We start from the raw sequence: 21,763 nt of genomic DNA on the forward strand, positions 1-21,763 counted from the left end.
GGTAACAAGCCTTTAATAAAATACAATGCTAACAATATGCCCACAGATGGAAGTTAGGCAATAAAGTGCAATTCAAGTTTAGTAAAGCCGCTATTATTCACACCAAAGCAGTTACACGCAAATATCTTCGTAACGATTTGAGAGATAAACTTTCTCAAGCGAAAATTAGTGTGCAACTTTGTGCGTTAGCGCTTTTATTTGCTCTCATTACCTCCGGTGTGATCATCTTATTTCGCTTAACCTTGAACTGGGCACAAGTGTATACCCTTGCCGAAGCCACCCATTTCACTGACACAGTCAGTGATTGGCGCACTTACTTACCCATTTTAGGCGCATTACTTATTTGGTTGGTGGCTGGTATTGGTTCCAAACGCTATCGCCGTATGGGCATTGCCTATGTCTTACACCGATTCAAATTACATTACGGCAAAGTGCCGTTACCATCGGCTGCGGGTCAGTTTTTTCAAGCATTAATTGCGCTAGTGGCAAATTTTTCAGTGGGTAAAGAAGGCCCAGCTATTCACCTTGGCGCGGTGAGCGCGAGCTTTTTAGCTGAAAAATTTAAATTGCCTGACAACAGTGTGCGCATTATGTGTGCCAGTGGCATTGCTGCAGGTATCGCCGCCATTTTTAACGCGCCATTAGCCGCTGTATTATTTGTATTTGAAGTGATTGTGCGCGAATACAAGATTCATTACTTCTTTCCGATCATGCTTTCAGCCATATGTGGTGCATTATCAAGCCAGTTAGTTTTCGGCAATATTCATGAATATGACTTAATCAACGTCACTCGTATTCCGTTAGATCAATACCCAATTCTTGCCATAGGCGGTATCGTTTTAGGCTGCACTGCGGCGCTGTTTAATCACTCATTACTTAAAATGACCGCCATTGGTCAGCATTGGCCTTTAATTTATCGATTAATGATTGCCGCGGTCATCACCACCTTAATCGGCTTAATACTGCCACAAGCACTAGGCTCTGGTGATTTAGCCATTGAAGCCGCCATTAGCGAGCATCCAAGTTTATGGTTTTTAGGCGCATTGCTTGTGGCTAAAATAATCGCCACCATTGCTGCAATCAGTTTTGGCATTCCTGGTGGCTTAATTGGCCCCTTGTACGGAATAGGGGCATTAATTGGCGCCATGTTAGCCCTTGTTAGTGCGATTTTTTTCCCGTCAATTGCGCCTTATGTTGGCCTTTATACCGTGATCGGAATGACGGCGATGATGGGGGTGTGTTTAAGTGCGCCACTAGCCGCATTAGTGGCACTATTAGAGCTCACCAATGACGCTGCGATTATTTTACCTGCCATGTTTGTCACTATCCCCGCCTTTTTGATTGCCTATCAGGGCTTTAATACCAATTCGGTTTTTTTAAAACAATTGGACATTATGGGGCTTGGCTATAAAGTGCCGCCGGTTAATCTTGGGCTGCAAAAGAAAGGCGTACGGGCGCTGATGGATAAACGCTTTGTGATCGTTAATGACGATAATGACTTACTGCTTGAAGTCATGAAACGTGCGCAAGGCCGCCCAGTGATGGTACGTAATGCTGATAACCAAATTGAAATGCTCAGCCTTGAGATGCAGTCCTTTGAAGATAAAACCACCCTTTCACGGCATTTGATGCACGGCGTTGCTGATACCGCAACCTTAAATGAAGTGTACGAGCTATTGTCACTAAAACGCAGTGGTGAAGTGTATATTTATCAGAATAATACCAATAATGTCGTTGGGGTCATTAGCTGGGCTAACCTATGGCAAGAAATCCGTTCTGGGCAAGTATAATTGGCGTGAGATCTTAAATAACAGAAATAATCATTAGCATGATTTAATATTGGTTCACTCTCTGTTAAAATCTCGCCTCAGCCACCCTACATAACCACTGAGTAGATAGTTCTATTTACTCGCCTAATAATTGGAAATCAGGCTGATGACACAGTTTACAGGTTCTCACATCCTTTCAGTTAACCAACTGAATATTGATTCAATCAACACTATTTTCAACGTTGCCAATGATATGACCCCTTATGCACTTCGTGAAAAACGAACCAAAGTGCTTGATGGCGCCATTTTAGGTAATTTATTTTTCGAACCTAGTACTCGCACTCGAGTCAGCTTCGGTTGCGCATTTAATTTACTTGGTGGCAACGTAAGAGAAACCGTCGGCATGGGCTCATCCTCATTGTCTAAAGGTGAATCACTTTACGATACTGCAAGAGTATTATCGACTTATTCAGATGTTATCGCTATGCGCCACCCGGACGCTTTTTCAGTTAAAGAATTCGCACAAGGCAGCCGCGTTCCTGTGATAAATGGCGGTGATGGCGCTAACGAGCACCCGACACAGGCTTTATTGGATTTATTTACCATTCAAAAAGAATTGGGGCATCACGGACAAGATATCAGCGGCATGCACATTGCCATGGTCGGTGATTTAAAACATGGTCGCACGGTACATTCCTTGTCACGTTTGTTATGCATGTATAAAGATGTGAAGTTCACATTAATTTCACCAACTGACTTAGCAATGCCTGACTATGTGATCAGTGACATTGAAAATGCTGGTCATCAGATCACAATTACAGATCAGCTAGAAGGTAATTTACATCAGGCTGATATACTCTATTTAACTCGCATTCAGGAAGAGCGATTCCCTTCACAAGATGAAGCGGATAAATATCGCGGAAAATTCCGTTTAAATCACAGTATTTACACCAAACACTGTAAATCTAACACTGTGATAATGCATCCATTGCCAAGAGACTCTCGTGCTCAAGCCAATGAATTAGATAATGATTTAAATAGCCATCCTAGTCTGGCAATTTTCAGACAAGCTGATAATGGCTTACTTATAAGAATGGCACTTTTTGCTCTAACACTTGGGGTTGAAAATCAACTACAACAATACGAGTGCCCCGTTAATTGGTATTCACGCAAAGCCGATAAATAATTGGCTAACGACTTAAAAGGATTACACATGACCCGCTCAGAAGCGCTTTTTGAACAGGCTAAACAAACCATCCCTGGTGGCGTTAACTCTCCAGTCCGTGCATTTAATGGTGTCGGTGGCTCGCCACTGTTTATCGAAAAAGCCGATGGTGCATATATCTTTGACGCTGATGGTAAAAAATACATCGATTACGTTGGTTCTTGGGGCCCAATGATCCTTGGCCACAATCACCCACAAATTCGCCAAGCAGTATTAGACGCTGTGGAAAATGGCCTTTCATTTGGTGCGCCGACTGAACTTGAAGTCAAAATGGCTGAAAAAGTGATTGAGATGGTGCCATCAATTGAACAAGTTCGTATGGTAAGTTCTGGAACTGAAGCGACCATGAGTGCGATTCGTTTAGCACGTGGCTTCACTAACCGTGACAAAATCCTTAAATTTGAGGGTTGTTACCATGGCCATGCTGACTGTTTATTAGTAAAAGCAGGTTCTGGCGCGTTAACTTTAGGTCAACCTAGCTCACCAGGTATCCCTGAAGATTTTGCAAAGCACACACTTACCGCGGTTTATAACGACCTAGATTCAGTACGTGCTATCTTCGAGCAACACCCTGAAGCGATTTCTTGTATTATTCTTGAGCCAGTTGCTGGCAACATGAACTGTATTCCTCCGGTTGCCGGCTTCTTAGAAGGCCTGCGAGCAATTTGTGATGAATTCGGCGCATTGATGATCATTGATGAAGTAATGACAGGCTTCCGCGTGTCTAAAAGCGGCGCTCAAGGTCACTACAATGTGAAACCAGATCTTACTACCCTAGGTAAAGTAATCGGTGGCGGCATGCCAGTGGGCGCTTTTGGTGGTCGTAAGGATGTGATGCAGTTTATTGCACCTACTGGCCCAGTTTACCAAGCAGGTACTTTATCAGGTAACCCAATTGCGATGACTGCAGGTCTTGCACAAATGGAAGCCCTTTGCCAAGACGGTCTTTATGACGAGTTAGCAGCAAAAACTAAACGTATTGCAGAAGGCTTTAAAGCCGCTGCAGACAAGCACGGTATACCACTTAACATTAACTATGTTGGCGGCATGTTTGGCTTCTTCTTCACTGAAGATACCAGCCCTATTACTAGTTTTGATCAAGTGACTAAGTGCAACATGGAGCATTTCCGTAACTTCTATCACCTTATGCTAGATGAAGGCGTTTACTTAGCACCAAGTGCTTATGAAGCAGGCTTCTTATCAATGGCTCATGGCGAAGAAGAACTTGAAATGACCCTAGCGGCAGCAGATAAAGCTTTTGCGGCGTTAAAAGCACTGTAATCGCCCGATAAAATAAAAGGGGTTGATAGCATTGCTATCAACCCCTTTTTTAACCAAATAAGAACAAAGTTGCAACAACCCTGTTTATGTGATGAAATTCCGCGCACTGAAACAAACCAATATTAACTTGGTTTGCCTACTTTCATTTTAGCAATCTAGCTTTGCTAAGCAGCAATGGAAATATCAATATGTTTGAAGTCTTTCTCATATCGCTGGCAGTACTTGCCTTACTCAGTATTGTGTTTGAAGAAGTCACTCATATTAACAAAGCCAAAACCACGCTATTTCTCGGCTGTATTGCTTGGATTAGTTTATTCATCTCTGCTGCTGGCACCGACAAAACCCCATTCATTGCCGCAGAGTTAAACGACAATTTACTGGAAATTGCCACCTTGTGGTTATTTCTCATGTCGACAATGACCTTTGTGGCTTATCTCAACGCCAAAGGCATGATCCAGCTGTTAGTACAAAAAATCTTTCCGCAGCAAGTTTCTGTCAGAATGCTGATGCTGCAAGTCGGCCTTTTTGCACTGGTACTATCCACCTTCTGTGACAATGTCACTGCCACCTTGGTGTCCTTAGGCTTATTAACCACATTTAATTTAGCAAGTCGAATGCGTCGCCGTATGGCAGTATTAATTATCTTCGCGGTTAACTCAGGCGGAGTAGCCTTGATAACGGGTGATGTCACCACCTTAATGATATTTCTTGCCGGTAAAGTGCAAATGTCACAACTACTGATTTTGTTTTTACCTGCCGGCATTAGTGTGATGCTATTAGCGCTGTTGTTCTCTCTAAACGCTGAAGGTCATGTCAGTACCACACCGGTAGATAAACAACTAAACCCTATTGATATCATTATCGGACTGATTTTCTTAGTCACGATTGTTCTGACAATGCTATTTAATATCTTATTTGATATTCCGCCCGTGCTTACCTTTCTTGCTGGATTATCGGTGATGTTTTTAGTTGGGCGTACCAGTCACACTAAAAAAGAAGAAATTCAAATTTTAGAGTACATTCGCCAAGTAGAATTTGACACTTTACTATTCTTTTTAGGGATTTTATTGCTTGTAGGCATGCTCAAGGAAATTGGCACTTTGGAGCTACTGACGCAGGCTTATGGGCTGTATAACCCAGCGATATCGAACTATTTTGCCGGAGTAGGCTCAGCAATTTTAGATAACGTACCACTGACTGCGGCGCTACTTAAAGCAGAGCCAGTACTCACCACAGCCCAATGGTTAGGTTTAACCTATTCTGTCGGTGTCGGAGGCTCACTACTAGTCATTGGCTCTGCTGCGGGGATTATTGCCATGAGTAAGATAAAAGAGCTCACCTTTGTGAGTTACTTAAAATACTTTCCTGCATTATTACTGTGTTACTCCGTGGGTTATGGCTTAACGATTTTAATCGCTAATCAGATCCATAGCTAAGGTGTTAGCTTTCAGACTAAGCGCTAAAATAATCAGAGCTAATAACTAAGCGCTAATAGTCTGTGCAGGCCCGATACTCTGCGCTAGTAGCACACATAAAACAATAAAGGCGCCATTGGCGCCTTTATTAAAATCAGAGATTAACTAAAGAAGTTACCCAAACTAAATTGCTGGCACTTTAAACTCTGAGCCATCGATTTCAAGTACCACATCTCTGGGTCTAATTTCGATAATTTTAAGCTTACCACTGATCACATCGCCTTCTTGAAGCTCTGCACCATCAATGTTTAACCAGCGATTATTTGCATCAGAAGAATAGACATGAGCCTGAATATTAAACTCTGGTACTTGTAATTGCACACTGGCAGGTAGCTCACCGTATTTAGGGATGCTATCTGATTTCGGAGTAGGGATTGGGTCAAACTCAGCTTCAGTCACAGGTTTATTGGCTGATTCTTCATATTCAAGATCTTTAAGAGCGGCTTGAAAAGCGGCCATTAAATTATTCGATTGCTCAGCAGTTAACTGATTTTTTTCTGGGGTGTTTTGGGTAGCGGTCACTTCATTGCTCACGCCTTGCTGCTCAAAATTGACGTTTTCAGCTGCGGTTGCCACTTTCATCTGCAGTGCAGTTAAATCCGATGTTTGCTTGTAGTTAGAATTGGCCCCTAAAATAATCGCATCTTCGCCATAGAGCGCGGTTAACTCAGCGGCAGTTAACTGCCTTTGGGAGTTATTCGAGCTAGCATTTGCAGTACCTGTTGAACTTACAGCGGTGGCTGCAAGCTCATTTTGCGATAGTGAGCTTACTTGACCTCGATTACTCTCATTCAAGCGATATTCATACTGGGTATTATCACCACTATTTGATGGACTCTTTGCAGGTGAATCACTTGAAGATAAGCTATTTAAAGACGAGTTATTTGAAGATAAGTCATAGCCAGCAACAGCTTGTGGTTTTGCCAAGGGCAAAGCCACTTTATTGGCAATTCTTATCTCACCACTATCTGCTTGAGCGGTATTGGAACTCTGGCTTTGCTGCGATGTGGCTTGCTTAACAGCTTCATTTTCCTGACTAGAACTTACCCCTGAATTCGCCGTTAAAGTCGGTTTCACTAATCTCGATAAGCCCCAAGCAGATAACACACCTAATAAGATCACTGAGATTAACACCAGCGCCTTGCCCCAAAGCTGACGTAACCAATGCTGGTTAGTCGCTGGTTTATAACCAGCCCTTGGGGTTAATACCGCATCAGGTAATTCGCCCATCTGTTGCTGTTTTTCTTTGGTCACGGCATCTAATAAAATAGACATTAGCTGCGCCCTACTTTAGTTAATCTTGGGCCTTGCTTGCTGAGGTATAAGTTAAGCTGCACCAAGGTTTGGTTCCCTGCTATGCCATCAGATTTAAGTCCATGTTGACGCTGAAAGGCCATTAAATCTTGCTCTAAGGTATCATCGAAACGGTTTAATAATCTCGGCGCTCGTTGTTGCACCAAGGCTAAGTTATTTTCTAACCATTGAATTTGCGACAAACTGGATGTTTGACCAATTTCACTTGGCATTACTCCATCGGTTTGCCATAAAATTTCAAAGGTGCCGCTAAAATGACGGTTAAACCAATCCTTGCTGACCCAAAGCTGCTGCTCATTTAATTGCAGTAAGACTTGCTCACCTTCGCGAGCTACCACAACCCCATAGAATTGCTTAGCTTGCTGATCTTCTAAATACACCACCGCCGGGTAATTAAGCCTTGCAATACTGTTCCAGTTCCCCTGCTGCTGATGGCACAACAGCCCTTGCTCAGTCGCTGCTTGGCAAGAAGATAAACCAATAATGGGTTGTTTTCCCCATAAGGCAAACAGTCCAGCAAATGCATTATCAATGCTGCGACTTTGCGCCATTGCGGCGCGGACAATGCTTTGATTGCGATTAACTTGTGTTAATGCCACAGGGACAACATCTTCAATAACAGCTACTTTATCAACCGCTTGTTTATTGACTAAAGCACTCGCCTGCTCTGAGCCGACCTGTTGAGGAAAAAAGCCATAAAAAGACACCCCAAAGGTAATCACTAATGTCGCAGCAATGGTTAAAGGCCAATGGGAGCGAGTCTCAACCGGCATTTCACCTAATACTTCAGCAGCAGCTTGCTTAACCATATGCTGATCGATTGGCACTTTTGATTGGCCATAACCGGCCATTAAGGCTCGTTCACACAACAGGTTAGTTAAGCGTGGAATACCGCCACTGTACTTATGTAATGCTTTGCAGGCTTTTTTAGAAAATAACGGCTCAAAACGCCCTGCGACTTGTAATCGATGTTGCACATACAAGGCTATCTCTTCAACGGTCAAAGGCAACAAATGATATCTTGCGGTAATTCGCTGGGCTAACTGACGTAGCTCTTGACGCTTAAGCAGTTGCTGTAATTCTGGCTGGCCAATAAGAATCACTTGCAGCAGTTTTTTGGTATCTGTTTCAAGGTTGGTCAATAATCTCAGTTGCTCTAACACCTCAGGGCGCAAATGCTGCGCTTCATCAATAATTAATACGGTATTGCGGCCATTTTTATGATTATTGAGTAAATACTGGCTGATTAAGTCGGTCAGTTGTTTAATTGAAGGAACATCACCATAGCTAATGGCAAGTTCATCACACAAGGTTGCCAGTAACTCTTGTTCAGTTAATGAAGGATTAAGTATAAAAGCAGTATCCGTGTGCTCAGGTAATTGCTTTAATAAACAACGTGACACAGTGGTTTTGCCAGTGCCAACCTCACCAGTTAATAACACGAAGCCACCGGTCTCGCCCAGACCATAGGTTAAATGGGCTAATGCTTCTCGGTGACGGTCGCTTAAGAACAAATAATGTGGGTTGGGTGCGATTGAAAATGGATTATCATTTAATCCATAAAATGCTTTATACATCTGGCCAAAAATCCTTATCTATAACTGACGGCTCAAGTTATATCTTGCAGTACTGCTTGTCAAAATTTAGCAGCAGAAATGTTAGTCGTGCTAAGATTTATCTTAAGATACTTAAGATAAATCTCCTTAGGCAAAAACATTTATGAAAATCTATTTAGTGGGTGGCGCTGTACGTGACGGCATTTTATCACTTCCAGTCAAAGATAAAGACTATGTGGTAGTGGGCGGTTCAACCGAGGAGATGTTCGCCCTTGGCTATAGTCAAGTTGGCCGTGATTTCCCCGTTTTTTTGCACCCTAAAACCCAACAAGAATATGCCTTAGCACGTACCGAAAGAAAAAGCGGCCAGGGGTATTCTGGTTTTAGCTGCGATGCCAATAAAGAGGTAACACTGGAACAGGATTTACTGCGGCGCGATCTAACCATTAATGCCATGGCCCAAGATGACCAAGGCAATCTATACGATCCCTATGGCGGCATGGCGGATATTGAAAGTCGCCAATTACGCCATGTGTCGGATGCATTCATTGAAGATCCATTACGGGTTCTGCGGGTTGCCCGATTCGCGGCGCGTTTTGCCCACCTTGGTTTTACTATCGCCCAAGAAACAATAGCACTGATGCAAAGTATCTGTGACTCAGGCGAGTTAGCGTATTTGACGCCAGAGCGAGTATGGCAAGAACTAGATAAAGCGTTAAGCAGTCAGAACCCTGAAGTCTTTTTTGAGCAGCTGCGGAGTTGTGGGGCGCTTAAGGTGCTATTTCCCGAGATAGATGCCTTGTTTGGCGTACCTCAACCTGAAAAATGGCATCCTGAAATTGATTCAGGCATTCATACCATGATGGTATTGCAAGCCTCGGCTAAGCTCACTGATAAAAAAACCATACGTTTTGCCGCTTTAGTTCATGATTTAGGTAAGGCCATCACCCCTGCAGAGCTTTGGCCAAAACATCATGGGCACGGCCAAAAGGGCTTACCGATAATCAAAAAGCTAGTACAAAGAATTAAAGCCCCAAATGAATACAAGGAATTGGCACTGCTGTGCAGCGACCAACATCAAAATATCCATAATGCGCTAGAGTTACGCGCTGAAACCATTATAAAGATTTTTGATAAGGGTGATTTTTGGCGCAAACCGCAACGCTTAACAGACTTACTATTATGTTGTCAGGCCGATATTCAAGGTCGAACAGGTTTTGAGCAAGCGCAGTATCCTCAAAGCGAGTTTTTAACCCATTGCTTTAACATTGCTAAAGAGGTCGATGTGCAACAGGTGATTAGTGATGGGTTTAAGGGCACAGAAATTAAACAGCAGTTGAGCATACGCAGAGCTGAGGCCATTAGCCTGTATAAAAAAAGCCAAGTACAATAAGCGTTGCAATTGTAACGTTTAAGCATTTGTGATGCACTAAACGAAACCTTAGCACTACTTCAATATCAGAGTGATTAACCTAATACTAACGCCGTAGATTATGCCTTTTTACAAATTTCTACAGATGAATATCCTTATATTAATTGGGTTTACGCTGTTTTTTATGATTTTTTTTGCCATTTTGTGTAGCAAAATACAATAGCTGTGACATAATTAAAAGGCTGTTGGGTATTACGCCTCAGCAACTTATTACAACCTATAATGAAGGGATTTTCCATGAACAAGAAAGTATTAATGATTGCTGGTGTTGCTATGACTGCTCTTATCGGTGGTTGTGCAAACACTACTGCTTTAGAAGAAAGTGTTGCTAACCTAGGTAACAAAGTTGATCAACTATCTTCTGAAGTTAGCTCTTTAAAATCAGAGCAAAGCAAATTATCTGCTGATGTGAAAGATTCTAAAGCAGCTTCTATGGACGCTCAAGCTGAAGCTAAGCGTGCAAACGATCGCATCGATAACATGGCTTCTTCTTACAAAAAGTAAGAAACCATGAAAATTAGCTTATTTTTATAGGTTGATTATTAAGGCTTGAACATAGTAAACAGACTTAAGTCGTTTACCATTTCAAGCCTTAATTGTATCTGCAGGATTAAATCAACATAAGGGCATGCCGCGCAAACGTTAACTCTGTAATAAACTTACTTGGCTTCTGCTAGCTTTGCAGTAATCAATAAATAATCAAATTCTAACCCTGTCACAGGATGACTCTTAATTTGATGCTTTAATTGATCATTAACCCGCCATGCAAGGTGGTTCATCTCCAACAGTGTCATCGCTTGTTCGCCGCTCACATCACCAGTAAAGCTAATCGATTTTGTATTAACCACTTCAATCTGCTTGGGTAAATTCAACTGCAATGGCTTTTCCGCTAAATTGTCATATACCTGCTGCTTCAGTTGCCATAAATGCCGAGGACCGGGCACTAACATTAATAATCGACCGCTGTCTTTTAACACCCTTAGGCACTCTTTACCTTTTAAAGCCACGTCAAATAGCGACACGATATCTAAACTGTTATCAGCAAAAGGTAACTTCTTATAAGGGGTAAGGATTAGACTAGCTGGGGTATTTTCTTTGCTGGCTGCAAATAGTGCGTTCTCAGCTTCAGAAACGCCCCAATGGCTAACATCAACATTAGTGCTGGTAGCAAGGTGTCGCAAATATAGACCATCTGCACAACTAAAATTCAGGTGCTGTAGTTCGGTGCGCCCATCAATCAATTGATTAAATGACTCACTCAGTTTATCCATTAACGGTTTAAATAAGTCTTCAGCCATAAGAAAGCGTTTCGAGCGCAGTTGCTGACGTGACTCATTCGCGCCCTTGAACTTGGTTGAGGTAACAAAGGATAAATAGCCTTGGGCATTTTTATCAATATGATGCTTATTATCACAATAGTAGCCTGCTGAGGCCTGATGATAATGCAATGCTGTCGCACACTTAGGGCAGATCAAAATTGAGTTCATTACAGAAAACGTCCTAGACTTTACAGCTAAATTTAAGGAATAAAAAACGGGTGATAACACCCGTTTTTTATTTTATTAATCATTGATGATTTTGTCTCTCATAATGATTAATCTATTGTGGTTTATATTACAGGAATATAAAGCCACATAATACTGCGCCAAGAGTTAGGCGATACAGCACAAATGGGGTCATGCCAATCTTGCTGATAATTTTCAAGAAAAAGTAAATACAAGTATAGGCTGCAAAAAACGAAACCACGATACCCAGTAGCACCTCACCGTAATTAATCACCAAGTCACTTGAAACGGCATCTTTAGTCATTAAAATCGCCGCACCTAAAATCACCGGTATTGACATTAAAAATGAAAAGCGTGCTGCAGCTTCTTTGTTTAGACCTAACATCAAAGCGGCGGTGATGGTAATACCTGAACGTGACGTGCCTGGAATAATCGCCAACGCTTGAGCAAAACCAATTAATAGCGCCTTTCTCCAACCGGTTTGATACTCGGTTAGCTCATTACGGGCCATTTTATCACCGACCCACAACAGCAAACCAAATATAACTGTTGTGATAGCAATTACCCCTGGGCCACGAAGGTAGGTTTCGATTAAATCTTTTGCCATAAAGCCAAAGAACACCGCCGGTAATGTCGCTAAAATGATCCACCAAGCTAATTTACTGTCTTGGGTATGAACACCTTTAACCATGCTCGCTATCCACGCATTGAGCATCAGCCATATTTCTTTTCTAAAATAGATCACTACCGCTAATAATGAACCAATATGAACAGCGACATCAAAGAAAAGACCTTGATCTTGCCAGCCTAAAACTTGCGCCGGCAAAATCAGGTGAGCGGAGCTTGAAATCGGTAAAAACTCTGTTAGCCCTTGAATGATGGCAAGTATAATAATCTGAATGGTTTCCATGATTGTCCTTTATAATATTAACGTGTCAGTGTTGCAGGGAAGTCAAACTCAATCGGCCAAATATGCTGGCTAGATTTATCGTAATTATCCCAAAGTAATTGATAGGGTTGATGCGTTATTGGGTGAGTTAATTGCGGCGCAATTTCTGCCAGCGGCCACAATACAAAAGCATTAAATAAAATCTCACCTCGAGGCAGTTCAACCGGTTGCTGACAAATTTCATTATCATAAAGCAGTAAGTCGATATCTAAACTTCGTGGACTAAATTTTTTTTCACCGCGAATGCGGCCATTTTGCTTTTCTATTCGTTTAAAGCTGGCAACCACCTCAGCAATACTCATATCGGTATCAGCTGCGGCCACCATATTTAAAAAGTTGGTACCTTGAAACCCAACTGCTTCACTTTCAAACATCCTTGATAACTGTAATGGGCCAAATTGCTGCTGCAAATCAATTAATCCTGACTGCATGTGTGCAACAGGGTCAATATTAGTGCCTAGACTGATATAAATACGTGCCATTAACTCACTCTGTAATATAAAGAACAAACATGAAAAGATGATTAAATAGTGCTAAAACATGTTACTAAAATTGACCGCGCTCAATAACCACACCAACAGAGACTGCAGTAGGTACCGCACCAGGTTTCATCACTGTCACTTTAACGCCTTCAACCTTAAATTCAGTCATCAAACACTCGGCAATCATTTCTGCGACAGTTTCAATTAGCTCAACGGGTTTTTGAGTGATTAATGCAGTGAGGCGATTAGACACACTTTCGTAGCACAAGGCATGTTGATAATCATCAGTGCCAGCAGCCATTTTATTATCCCAAGCCATATCTAAATCGATGAGCAATATTTGCTGTATTTGTTTTTCCCACTCGTAGATCCCTATTACAGTTTCAATTTTTAGCTCGCGAATAAGTACTTTATCCATGCTTTCTCCGAGTTTTACTCATTTTTTTAAAAAAACAGCCTAAAAAAGCTGATAATGACATCAATTAACCGTTATCATGATTTTTGTCTTTTTCCTGAGCAACTAAAGCAGTAGGATAATGGCTAGCTATTTATGAATGATAACCATTCTAAATAGCGTTTTAAAAGCTGATAATAACCATTAAGATCAAGTGATATAAATTAATGGGCGATGATACCCTAAGAAGACTAAGGACACCAATTTGAGCGCTGTTACAATCACAATATTGATGATTATAACCGCCTACCTAGCCGGTTCTATTTCAAGTGCCATTTTGGTTTGTAAATTAAGAGGTTTACCCGACCCTCGCACTGAAGGCTCAGGCAACCCTGGGGCAACCAACGTACTTCGTATCGGTGGCGCAAGCTCTGCTGCCTTAGTTTTATTTTTCGACATGCTTAAAGGTGCCGCGCCCAGCTATTGCAGCTACTTACTCGGTCAAGATGCGGTGTCATTAGGGCTCATTGCCATCGCAGCTTGTTTAGGCCACATCTATCCGCTCTTTTTTAACTTTCAAGGCGGCAAAGGCGTAGCAACTGCCTTTGGCGCGATGGCTCCTATTGGCGGCGATTTAGCCGCCATGTTAATTATTACTTGGTTAGTATTTGTAATTATTACTCGCTATTCATCATTAGCCGCCATTTTAACTGCAATACTTGCACCAGTTTACACATGGTGGTTAGACGAGCGCTTTGTCATTCCAGTGGCAATGCTCTCTTTATTAATTGTCATTCGCCATAAAGATAATATTAAGCGATTGAGAGTGGGCGAAGAAAGCAAGCTTTCCCGTAAGAAAAAACAAGCTAACTAGTTTTAACTCAAACTATCTAACTGATTATATTATTGATATAAAAAAACCTAAGCCATGGCTTAGGTTTTTTCATATCAGGTAATGACTTAATTACACAGCAGACAAGGTATCTAATGGCCAGCGCGGCTTGCCTTCTACCTCTAACGACTCCACCTGCCCAGCTTTTAAGCGCTGTAAGCCAGCAAAAGCGATCATTGCACCATTATCGGTACAAAACTCACCTCTTGGATAAAACACCTCACCATTTAACTTAGCCATCATGGTCGCTAAATTTTCTCTTAACCGAGTATTAGCGCTCACTCCACCTGCTACAACTAAGCGATTATAACCTGTTTGTTTTAATGCGCGTTGACACTTAATCGCTAAAGTATCCACCACTGCCTCTTCAAAAGCGCGGGCAATATTGGCTCTTGTTTGCTCATCATCAGGCTCTTTAGCGATGGTATTCGCGGTAAAGGTTTTTAAGCCTGAAAAGCTAAAATTAAGCCCTGGTTTATCTGTCATTGGTCGAGGGAATTTATAACCCGCCTCAACACCTTTTGCTGCTAACTTAGCTAAACGTGGCCCACCAGGGTAATCAAGCCCCATCAGCTTAGCGGTTTTATCAAATGCTTCACCAGCAGCGTCATCAACCGATTCACCTAACACCTGATAACGGCCAATGCCTTCTACTTGCACTAACATTGAGTGACCGCCAGATACCAGCAGAGCAAGAAAAGGGAACTCAGGCGCATCATCTTCAAGCATTGGCGCTAATAAATGCCCTTCCATATGGTGAACTCCAATTGCAGGCTTGTCCCACGAATATGCCAATGAACGCCCAACACAAGCGCCGACTAATAGCGCGCCAATTAATCCAGGTCCTTTAGTAAAAGCGATGCCATCAATATCATCAACAGTAGAGTTAGCCTCTTTAAGCGCCTGCTTAATCAATGGAATAATTTTACGCACATGATCACGAGATGCTAATTCAGGCACAACACCACCATAATCTGCATGTAATTTCACTTGGCTATATAAAGCATGGGATAATAGTCCCTGCTCATCATCATAAACAGCGATTCCAGTTTCATCGCATGATGTTTCAATACCTAAAACCCGCATAGCATCTCGTCTTGATAAATTTGTAAGGGCGGCAATTCTACCTGTTGAGAAGATTTTATTCCACCAAGCATAATCATCAGTCTCAAAAAAATGACACCTTGATTGTCATTTGCGATTAACAAAGGGGTTTACAAAAGCATCGTAATCGATGTAGAATTCGGCACCATTTTAAATAGCCTTGGTTAATCTACCAAAACAGGTAGTGCCAAATTAACTACACCTAAGGGGTGATGGCGTATGCCAATTATTAAAGTACGTGAAAACGAACCATTCGACGTAGCTCTTCGTCGTTTCAAGCGCTCTTGTGAAAAAGCAGGTATCTTAGCTGATGTTCGCGCTCGTGAATTCTACGAGAAGCCAACTTCTGCACGTAAGCGCGCAAAAGCTGCCGCTGTTAAGCGTCTAGCTAAGAAGCTTTCTCGCGAAAACGCACGTCGCGTACGTTTATACTAATCTCACTATGAGCCTAGTCGAACAGCTAAAAGACCAAATGAAAGAAGCTATGCGTGCCAAAGATAAGGCGCGTTTGGGGACAATTCGTATGGCACTGTCTGCCATTAAACAGATTGAAGTGGATACCCGCGAAACTCTGACTGATGAACAGACAATAGCCGTTTTAACCAAAATGGTAAAACAACGTCGCGATTCTATAACTCAGTATGAGTCAGCAAATCGCCCGGAGTTAGCAGCAGCTGAAGCAGCAGAGATTCAAGTCATTGAAACTTTCTTGCCTTCTCCTTTAACAGAAGAAGAAGTTGCCGCAATCATTGATGAAGCTATCTCTCAGGTAGGTGCATCAACCATGGCGGATATGGGCAAAGTAATGGGAGCATTAAAATCTAAGGTTCAAGGTCGTGCAGATATGGGTGCCATTGGCAGTCTAATCCGTGCTAAATTAAACTAACAGATCGTTAATGTGTGAATAAGCCGTGCACCTTGCACGGCTTGTTTGTTTTATCTATTTGGTAATGCGAGACCTATAGCATTTATGGCGATACCTCGTGACTTTATCAATGAGCTAATAGCTCGAACTGACATTGTTGATCTAATTGATCACCGTGTACCTTTGAAAAAAGCAGGGAAAAATCACTCTGCATGTTGTCCTTTTCATAGCGAAAAATCACCTTCTTTTACCGTCAGTCAAGACAAGCAATTTTACCACTGCTTTGGTTGTGGTGCTCATGGCAACGCCATTGATTTTATCATGGAATATGATCGACTAGAATTTGTCGATGCCATTGAAGAGCTTGCCGGTAAACTCGGACTCGAGGTACCAAGAGAGCAAGGTACTGGTCCTAAAAAAGATCAAAGTTTAAGTCGTGACTTATACCAATTGATGGAAGAAGCGAATCTTTATTATCAAAATCAATTGCGTCAACACAGCGACAAACAAAAAGTTGTAGATTATTTAGAATTCAGAGGGCTCTCCAGTGATGTTGTAGAGCATTTTGGAATCGGTTTTGCGCCAGATGGTTGGGATGGACTATTAAGTCGATATCGCCAAAACCCTGCAGCACAAGACAAATTACTCACCGCCGGAATGCTAATTGCCAACGATAATGGCAAGCGATATGACCGCTTTCGCGATCGGTTAATGTTTCCTATTCGCGACCGCAGAGGCCGAGTTGTTGGCTTTGGTGGTCGAGTTTTAGGCGATGGAACACCAAAGTACTTGAATTCGCCAGAAACGCCCATATTTCATAAGGGAAATGAGCTTTACGGTCTTTACGAACTCAAGAAAACCCATAGAGACCCACAACAAGTATTAATTGTTGAAGGCTATATGGACGTTGTGGCACTTGCCCAATTTGGTGTTGATTATGCCGTTGCATCACTTGGCACAGCAACAACCGCTGAACAATTTCAGCTGTTAGTGCGTAGTGCTAAAGAAGTCATTTGTTGTTACGACGGTGACCGAGCAGGTAAAGAAGCCGCTTGGCGTGCACTAGAAACCGCACTGCCTTTATTAAAGCCTGGTGATGTCGTTAGGTTTATGTTTTTACCTCAAGGCGAAGATCCAGATACCATGGTTCGCCAAGTAGGCAAAGACGGTTTTGAAGAGTTAATGGTCAGCGCCCTCGACTTACCGGCGTTTTTATTTGAGACCTTAACCAGTAAATTCGGTAGTGATAAAAGCTCATTGGCTAAACAAGCTATGTCGCTAATCGAACGTGTTCAAGACACTGTGTTACAAAATTTATTATTAGAAAATCTCGCCCATAAAATTGGTATGAATAGCGCAGATGATCTAAAGAAAAAGTTAGGTTTTGCAGTAAAACAGCAACAACCTATGAATAAAAAAGGTTTACAAGGGCGTGGTACCCCACTGCGATTAGCCATTGCATTATTAGTACAACGTCCAGAGTTAGGATATGGCTTAGCTGTACAACCCTCACTTGCACATTTAAAGATTGCTGGCATCGAATTGCTCAGTGATTTATTGAATTTAACTCGAGACCGAAAGTTAAACAGCGCACAACTACTTGAGATTTATCGTCAGCATGAACAAAAAAATGCGTTGATAAAATTGGCCCAATGGGACCACCAAGTGGCGGATGAAAACCTAGTTCAAGAGTTTAAACAATCCCTGATCTGGTTGAACAATCAATATATTGAACAACGCTATCAGGAACTGAGTCTTAAACAAACTCTAAATAAAGCTGAAAAAATTCAGCTCACGAAGCTTATTTCTATAATGAAAGGCATTGCTAAATAACATCTTTTATTAAAAAAATGTTCCCTTAAGTCATGTCATGGACTAGCGTACTTTAGTTCATAGAGCTATAATTGACGATTTGCTTGACACTTTGCCTCGGCAGGTGTCCAGTCGTTATTTCAGTTACCAACTTGGATGATATCTATGGAGCATACTCCGCAGTCGCAACTTAAATTGTTGCTTGCTAAAGGTAAAGAGCAAGGTTATTTAACCTATGCTGAAGTCAATGACCACTTGCCAGCTGACATGGTCGATTCTGATCAGATTGAAGATATTGTCCAGATGATCAATGACATGGGCATCCGCGTGTTTGAACAAGCGCCAGATGCCGATGACATGATGATGTCTGAGGACAACACCGACGAAGATGCAGCAGAAGAAGCTGCAGCAGCGCTTGCAACGGTAGAAAGTGAATTAGGTCGTACCACTGACCCAGTACGTATGTATATGCGTGAAATGGGTACAGTTGAGTTATTGACTCGCGAAGGCGAAATCGTCATCGCAAAACGTATTGAAGAAGGCATTAATACGGTTCAAAGTTCTGTCTCTGAATATCCGCAAGCGATTGCGATGATTTTAGAGCAGTTTGATAAGTATGAAGCTGACGAAATACGTTTAACTGACATTATCGCAGGTTTTGTTAACCCTGATGATGATGACGTAGCACCAACAGCAACACACGTTGGTTCTGAGTTATCAGAAGAAGAGTTAGAAGACGAAGATGATGCCGAAGATGCTGAAGACGAAGAGGAAGGCCCAAAAGGTCCAGATCCTGAAGAAGCTAAAGAGAAGTTTACTCAATTACGCGAAGTGTTTGAAAAAGGCTTAGCTGTTATTGAGAAAAAAGGCCGTGATCACCCTGAAGCCATCGGTGCTTTATTTGTCATTGGCGAGCTTTTCAAAGAATTCCGTTTAGTACCAAAGCAATTTGATCGCTTAGTAAAAAGTATGCGTTCTATGATGGATCGCGTACGTGTACAAGAGCGTTTAATCCTTAAGCTTTGTGTTGAACAAGCTAAAATGCCAAAGAAAAACTTTGTTAAGTTCTTTACCGGTAATGAAACTGACTTAACTTGGTTCCATGCTGAAATGAGCAGTAATAAGCCTTATGCTGAAGGCTTACGTATGGTTAAAGACGATGTGATTCGTTGTAGCACTAAACTTGCTGCTATCGAAGAAGAAACCGGCTTAGTCATTCGCGCAATTAAAGACATCAACCGTCGTATGTCAATCGGTGAAGCAAGAGCTCGTCGTGCGAAGAAAGAAATGGTTGAAGCGAACTTACGTCTAGTAATTTCTATTGCTAAAAAGTACACCAACCGTGGCTTACAGTTCTTGGATTTGATTCAAGAAGGTAACATTGGTTTGATGAAAGCTGTAGATAAGTTCGAATACCGTCGTGGTTATAAGTTCTCAACTTATGCAACCTGGTGGATCCGTCAGGCGATTACTCGTTCAATTGCTGACCAAGCACGTACCATTCGTATTCCAGTACACATGATTGAAACGATTAATAAACTTAACCGTATTTCACGTCAAATGTTACAAGAAATGGGCCGCGAACCAACACCTGAAGAATTATCAGAGCGCATGTTAATGCCAGAAGATAAGATCCTTAAAGTGCTGAAAATCGCTAAAGAGCCTATTTCAATGGAAACACCTATTGGTGATGATGAAGATTCGCACTTAGGTGACTTCATTGAAGATAACACGCTTGAGCTACCATTAGACTCAGCAACAAGCGAAAGTCTTAAAAATGCCACTCATGAAGTGCTAGCAGGCCTAACAGCCCGAGAAGCTAAAGTGTTACGTATGCGTTTTGGTATTGATATGAATACCGACCATACCCTTGAAGAAGTGGGTAAACAGTTTGATGTAACCCGTGAACGTATTCGTCAAATTGAAGCAAAAGCACTACGTAAATTGCGTCACCCTTCTCGCTCAGAAATCTTGAAATCTTTCTTAGACGAATAGAGTCTCACTAAGAAGTTGCAACAATAATGAAAGCCCGTTATTTCGGGCTTTTTTTTGCCTCAAAATTACTTTATTTAATATAAAAAACCTCATGATTGCTTAACAGATAACCAATTGAATCTTTTAGTCACAATTCTCAGCAATTGGCGGGTGACAACCGTGAATAAACTTCGTATACTTCTTTCCGCTTTCGATAGTGACGACTATCTTAAGTCGGCCCCTTAGCTCAGTTGGTTAGAGCATACGACTCATAATCGTCAGGTCCCCAGTTCGAGTCTGGGAGGGGCCACCAATTTATTGATAGGCCGCTTGGATTTATTCAAGCGGCTTTTTCATGTTTAAAATTTTAACTTTAGCGAAATACCAACAAATATCAACATCATCATTCCACGTAGATAGCGGCTGAAAACTCACAAATGATGTAAGTCACTAAATAGTTCTAGCAGCTTTATCATGACTTTAATTCCACTGTGAGCCTAAAGACATCAAACTAACATTCCATTGATTGCAAATAACACTCAAAGCGTTTTTATATTTGGCTGCCTTACTGAAATTTAACAAAAACACATACCCCAAATGATAACTTCACAAAAAATTGATCTAAAACACAGTTTATTTGTATTATTATATTAAATTAAACCTAATACTGTTACATCGCTGTTTGCCATGACATTTTGGCTCAAGGTTTTCGTTAAAAGGAATAAAAATGAAAAAAATAAAACTGTTACCCTTAGCGCTTATTGTTAGTAGTTTACTGGGTGGTTGTGCATCAAGCTCCGAAACGCCAACACCTTCAAATATCGAGATGAAACCAGCAACAGGTGAGCAAGTAGCGCCTGCTGATTATGCAAAATTTTCATCAATATTAAGTGCCTCAAAACTGCAAGTATCAACACCAAACGCAAAACCCGGCAGTAAATATGAATTAGCTCAAGACAGCAATTTTAGCGGTATCGTTAATGAGCACTTTTATGTAGATAAAGGCTCTGAAGCCCTGGTCATGAATATGGAAGGTTATAAGTTACGTAATGAACTACGCGTCTTAGAAAACTTCAAATCTGATGAAAGCCAAACTTTTTATCGTCTATCTGCTGATTTAATGCCTATCAATCCACGAGAAGCCGTAGAAAACAGCCCTTCGAAAAATGATGCGATGACCTTCTTACAGGTACACAACAAAGGTACTTTTGACGATGGCAAGCATGGTGTGGGTTATATCCCTCACCCATTACTGCGTGTCGTTTACGAAGCCGACCGAAAAGGCATAAAAGATCATTACTGGGCTATCATCAAAAATAACAATGTGAATTGTGGTAAAGACAGTGGAAACCGCGATACGCCTGTTTGTAAAAATTCGTATGTGAGAATGAATTTAGGGAAGTTTACCCCTGATGTGCCAACGCATTTTGACATCATTGTTGGCGATCAAAAGCTGGTCATTAAAGTTGATGGTGTCACTAAAGTGAAGCATGACATTAGCTACTGGAAAGACATGCTAAGCTACTTCAAAGCTGGGGTTTATAACCAGTTCGAAAACGGTAAAAGCGAAGCTCATTTCTACAATTTAGAATACGCCAAAGACACAAAACAAGCGCAATAAGCTCTCTTTAATTGCTGAGTAATACACCGCATTACAAACCAATGTAAACCGTTCTTATAAACACACGGATTACATTGGTTTTTCCATCTTACCTTGCCATTGAAATAGCTCTA

Annotated in this window: 19 protein-coding genes and 1 tRNA gene; 13 read left to right on the plus strand and 7 right to left on the minus strand. The window is 41.6% G+C overall.

Annotated elements, in window-relative coordinates:
- The first annotated feature begins 65 nt into the window (after positions 1-65).
- The 4 genes from Q4557_RS02370 to nhaD all read left to right on the plus strand — a co-directional run bounded on the left by Q4557_RS02370 (position 66) and on the right by nhaD (position 5,711).
- Entirely contained in the window at positions 66-1,790 is a 1,725-nt protein-coding gene (locus tag Q4557_RS02370; RefSeq protein WP_102439263.1) for a chloride channel protein, read from the plus strand.
- A gap of 145 nt (positions 1,791-1,935) precedes the next feature.
- On the plus strand, positions 1,936-2,955 hold the full coding sequence (locus Q4557_RS02375) for an aspartate carbamoyltransferase (protein WP_102439264.1): 1,020 nt from the start codon (positions 1,936-1,938) through the stop codon (positions 2,953-2,955).
- Between the two features lie 27 nt (positions 2,956-2,982).
- Positions 2,983-4,275, plus strand: a complete 1,293-nt coding sequence (gene hemL / locus Q4557_RS02380; RefSeq protein ID WP_102439265.1) for a glutamate-1-semialdehyde 2,1-aminomutase — start codon at positions 2,983-2,985, stop codon at positions 4,273-4,275.
- A gap of 188 nt (positions 4,276-4,463) precedes the next feature.
- Positions 4,464-5,711 (plus strand): sodium:proton antiporter NhaD, encoded by a 1,248-nt coding sequence (gene nhaD / locus Q4557_RS02385; RefSeq protein WP_102439266.1) that lies wholly within the window; start codon positions 4,464-4,466, stop codon positions 5,709-5,711.
- Positions 5,712-5,873: 162 nt separating this feature from the next.
- On the opposite strand, the gene Q4557_RS02390 is transcribed toward nhaD, so the two are convergent.
- Positions 5,874-7,025: a general secretion pathway protein GspB gene (locus tag Q4557_RS02390; protein WP_303410433.1), complete on the minus strand. Its 1,152-nt coding sequence runs from the start codon at positions 7,023-7,025 to the stop codon at positions 5,874-5,876.
- Positions 7,025-8,641 carry an ExeA family protein gene (locus Q4557_RS02395; RefSeq protein WP_303410435.1) on the minus strand — a complete coding sequence of 539 codons (1,617 nt, stop codon included), beginning with the start codon at positions 8,639-8,641 and terminating at the stop codon, positions 7,025-7,027. The genes Q4557_RS02390 and Q4557_RS02395 overlap by 1 nt, the downstream gene beginning before the upstream one ends.
- A 142-nt stretch (positions 8,642-8,783) precedes the next feature.
- Here Q4557_RS02395 and Q4557_RS02400 point away from each other — a divergent pair, with 142 nt between their 5' ends.
- The gene (locus Q4557_RS02400; RefSeq protein ID WP_303410437.1) at positions 8,784-10,013 is read left to right on the plus strand and encodes a multifunctional CCA addition/repair protein; all 1,230 of its coding nucleotides are present in this window, start codon (positions 8,784-8,786) and stop codon (positions 10,011-10,013) included.
- A 276-nt stretch (positions 10,014-10,289) separates the two neighbouring features.
- Complete coding sequence (locus Q4557_RS02405; protein ID WP_076542485.1) at positions 10,290-10,556, plus strand: Lpp/OprI family alanine-zipper lipoprotein; 267 nt, start codon at positions 10,290-10,292, stop codon at positions 10,554-10,556.
- A gap of 155 nt (positions 10,557-10,711) precedes the next feature.
- On the opposite strand, the gene Q4557_RS02410 is transcribed toward Q4557_RS02405, so the two are convergent.
- From Q4557_RS02410 to folB, 4 genes are all read right to left on the minus strand, one after another.
- Complete coding sequence (locus Q4557_RS02410; protein WP_303410439.1) at positions 10,712-11,539, minus strand: methyltransferase domain-containing protein; 828 nt, start codon at positions 11,537-11,539, stop codon at positions 10,712-10,714.
- A 127-nt stretch (positions 11,540-11,666) separates the two neighbouring features.
- Positions 11,667-12,467, minus strand: coding sequence for an undecaprenyl-diphosphate phosphatase (locus tag Q4557_RS02415; RefSeq protein ID WP_303410441.1), 801 nt, complete (start codon positions 12,465-12,467; stop codon positions 11,667-11,669).
- Between the two features lie 17 nt (positions 12,468-12,484).
- Entirely contained in the window at positions 12,485-12,988 is a 504-nt protein-coding gene (gene folK / locus Q4557_RS02420; RefSeq protein WP_102439272.1) for a 2-amino-4-hydroxy-6-hydroxymethyldihydropteridine diphosphokinase, read from the minus strand.
- A 64-nt stretch (positions 12,989-13,052) separates the two neighbouring features.
- A complete protein-coding gene (gene folB, locus Q4557_RS02425; protein ID WP_303410444.1) occupies positions 13,053-13,406 on the minus strand; it encodes a dihydroneopterin aldolase in 354 nt (117 codons plus the stop codon).
- 241 nt (positions 13,407-13,647) lie between these two features.
- Between folB and plsY the strand changes: the two genes are divergently transcribed.
- Positions 13,648-14,256, plus strand: a complete 609-nt coding sequence (gene plsY / locus Q4557_RS02430) for a glycerol-3-phosphate 1-O-acyltransferase PlsY (RefSeq protein WP_102439274.1) — start codon at positions 13,648-13,650, stop codon at positions 14,254-14,256.
- A gap of 90 nt (positions 14,257-14,346) precedes the next feature.
- Here the strand turns inward: plsY and tsaD are convergent, their stop codons facing one another.
- Positions 14,347-15,360, minus strand: coding sequence for a tRNA (adenosine(37)-N6)-threonylcarbamoyltransferase complex transferase subunit TsaD (gene tsaD / locus Q4557_RS02435; protein WP_076541076.1), 1,014 nt, complete (start codon positions 15,358-15,360; stop codon positions 14,347-14,349).
- Positions 15,361-15,597: 237 nt separating this feature from the next.
- Here tsaD and rpsU point away from each other — a divergent pair, with 237 nt between their 5' ends.
- The 6 genes from rpsU (at position 15,598) to Q4557_RS02465 (ending at position 21,650) form a co-directional block, all read left to right on the plus strand.
- On the plus strand, positions 15,598-15,813 hold the full coding sequence (gene rpsU / locus Q4557_RS02440; protein WP_055024252.1) for a 30S ribosomal protein S21: 216 nt from the start codon (positions 15,598-15,600) through the stop codon (positions 15,811-15,813).
- A gap of 7 nt (positions 15,814-15,820) precedes the next feature.
- Complete coding sequence (locus Q4557_RS02445; protein WP_102439276.1) at positions 15,821-16,264, plus strand: GatB/YqeY domain-containing protein; 444 nt, start codon at positions 15,821-15,823, stop codon at positions 16,262-16,264.
- A gap of 84 nt (positions 16,265-16,348) precedes the next feature.
- On the plus strand, positions 16,349-18,076 hold the full coding sequence (gene dnaG, locus Q4557_RS02450; protein ID WP_303410447.1) for a DNA primase: 1,728 nt from the start codon (positions 16,349-16,351) through the stop codon (positions 18,074-18,076).
- 144 nt (positions 18,077-18,220) lie between these two features.
- Entirely contained in the window at positions 18,221-20,050 is a 1,830-nt protein-coding gene (rpoD, locus tag Q4557_RS02455; protein ID WP_102439278.1) for an RNA polymerase sigma factor RpoD, read from the plus strand.
- A 215-nt stretch (positions 20,051-20,265) separates the two neighbouring features.
- Positions 20,266-20,342 (plus strand) — tRNA-Ile (locus Q4557_RS02460).
- A gap of 414 nt (positions 20,343-20,756) precedes the next feature.
- Entirely contained in the window at positions 20,757-21,650 is an 894-nt protein-coding gene (locus Q4557_RS02465) for a polysaccharide lyase family 7 protein (protein WP_303410449.1), read from the plus strand.
- Positions 21,651-21,763: the final 113 nt, after the last annotated feature.

This window comes from Shewanella sp. 5_MG-2023 (genome assembly GCF_030547465.1).
Classification (GTDB): domain Bacteria; phylum Pseudomonadota; class Gammaproteobacteria; order Enterobacterales; family Shewanellaceae; genus Shewanella.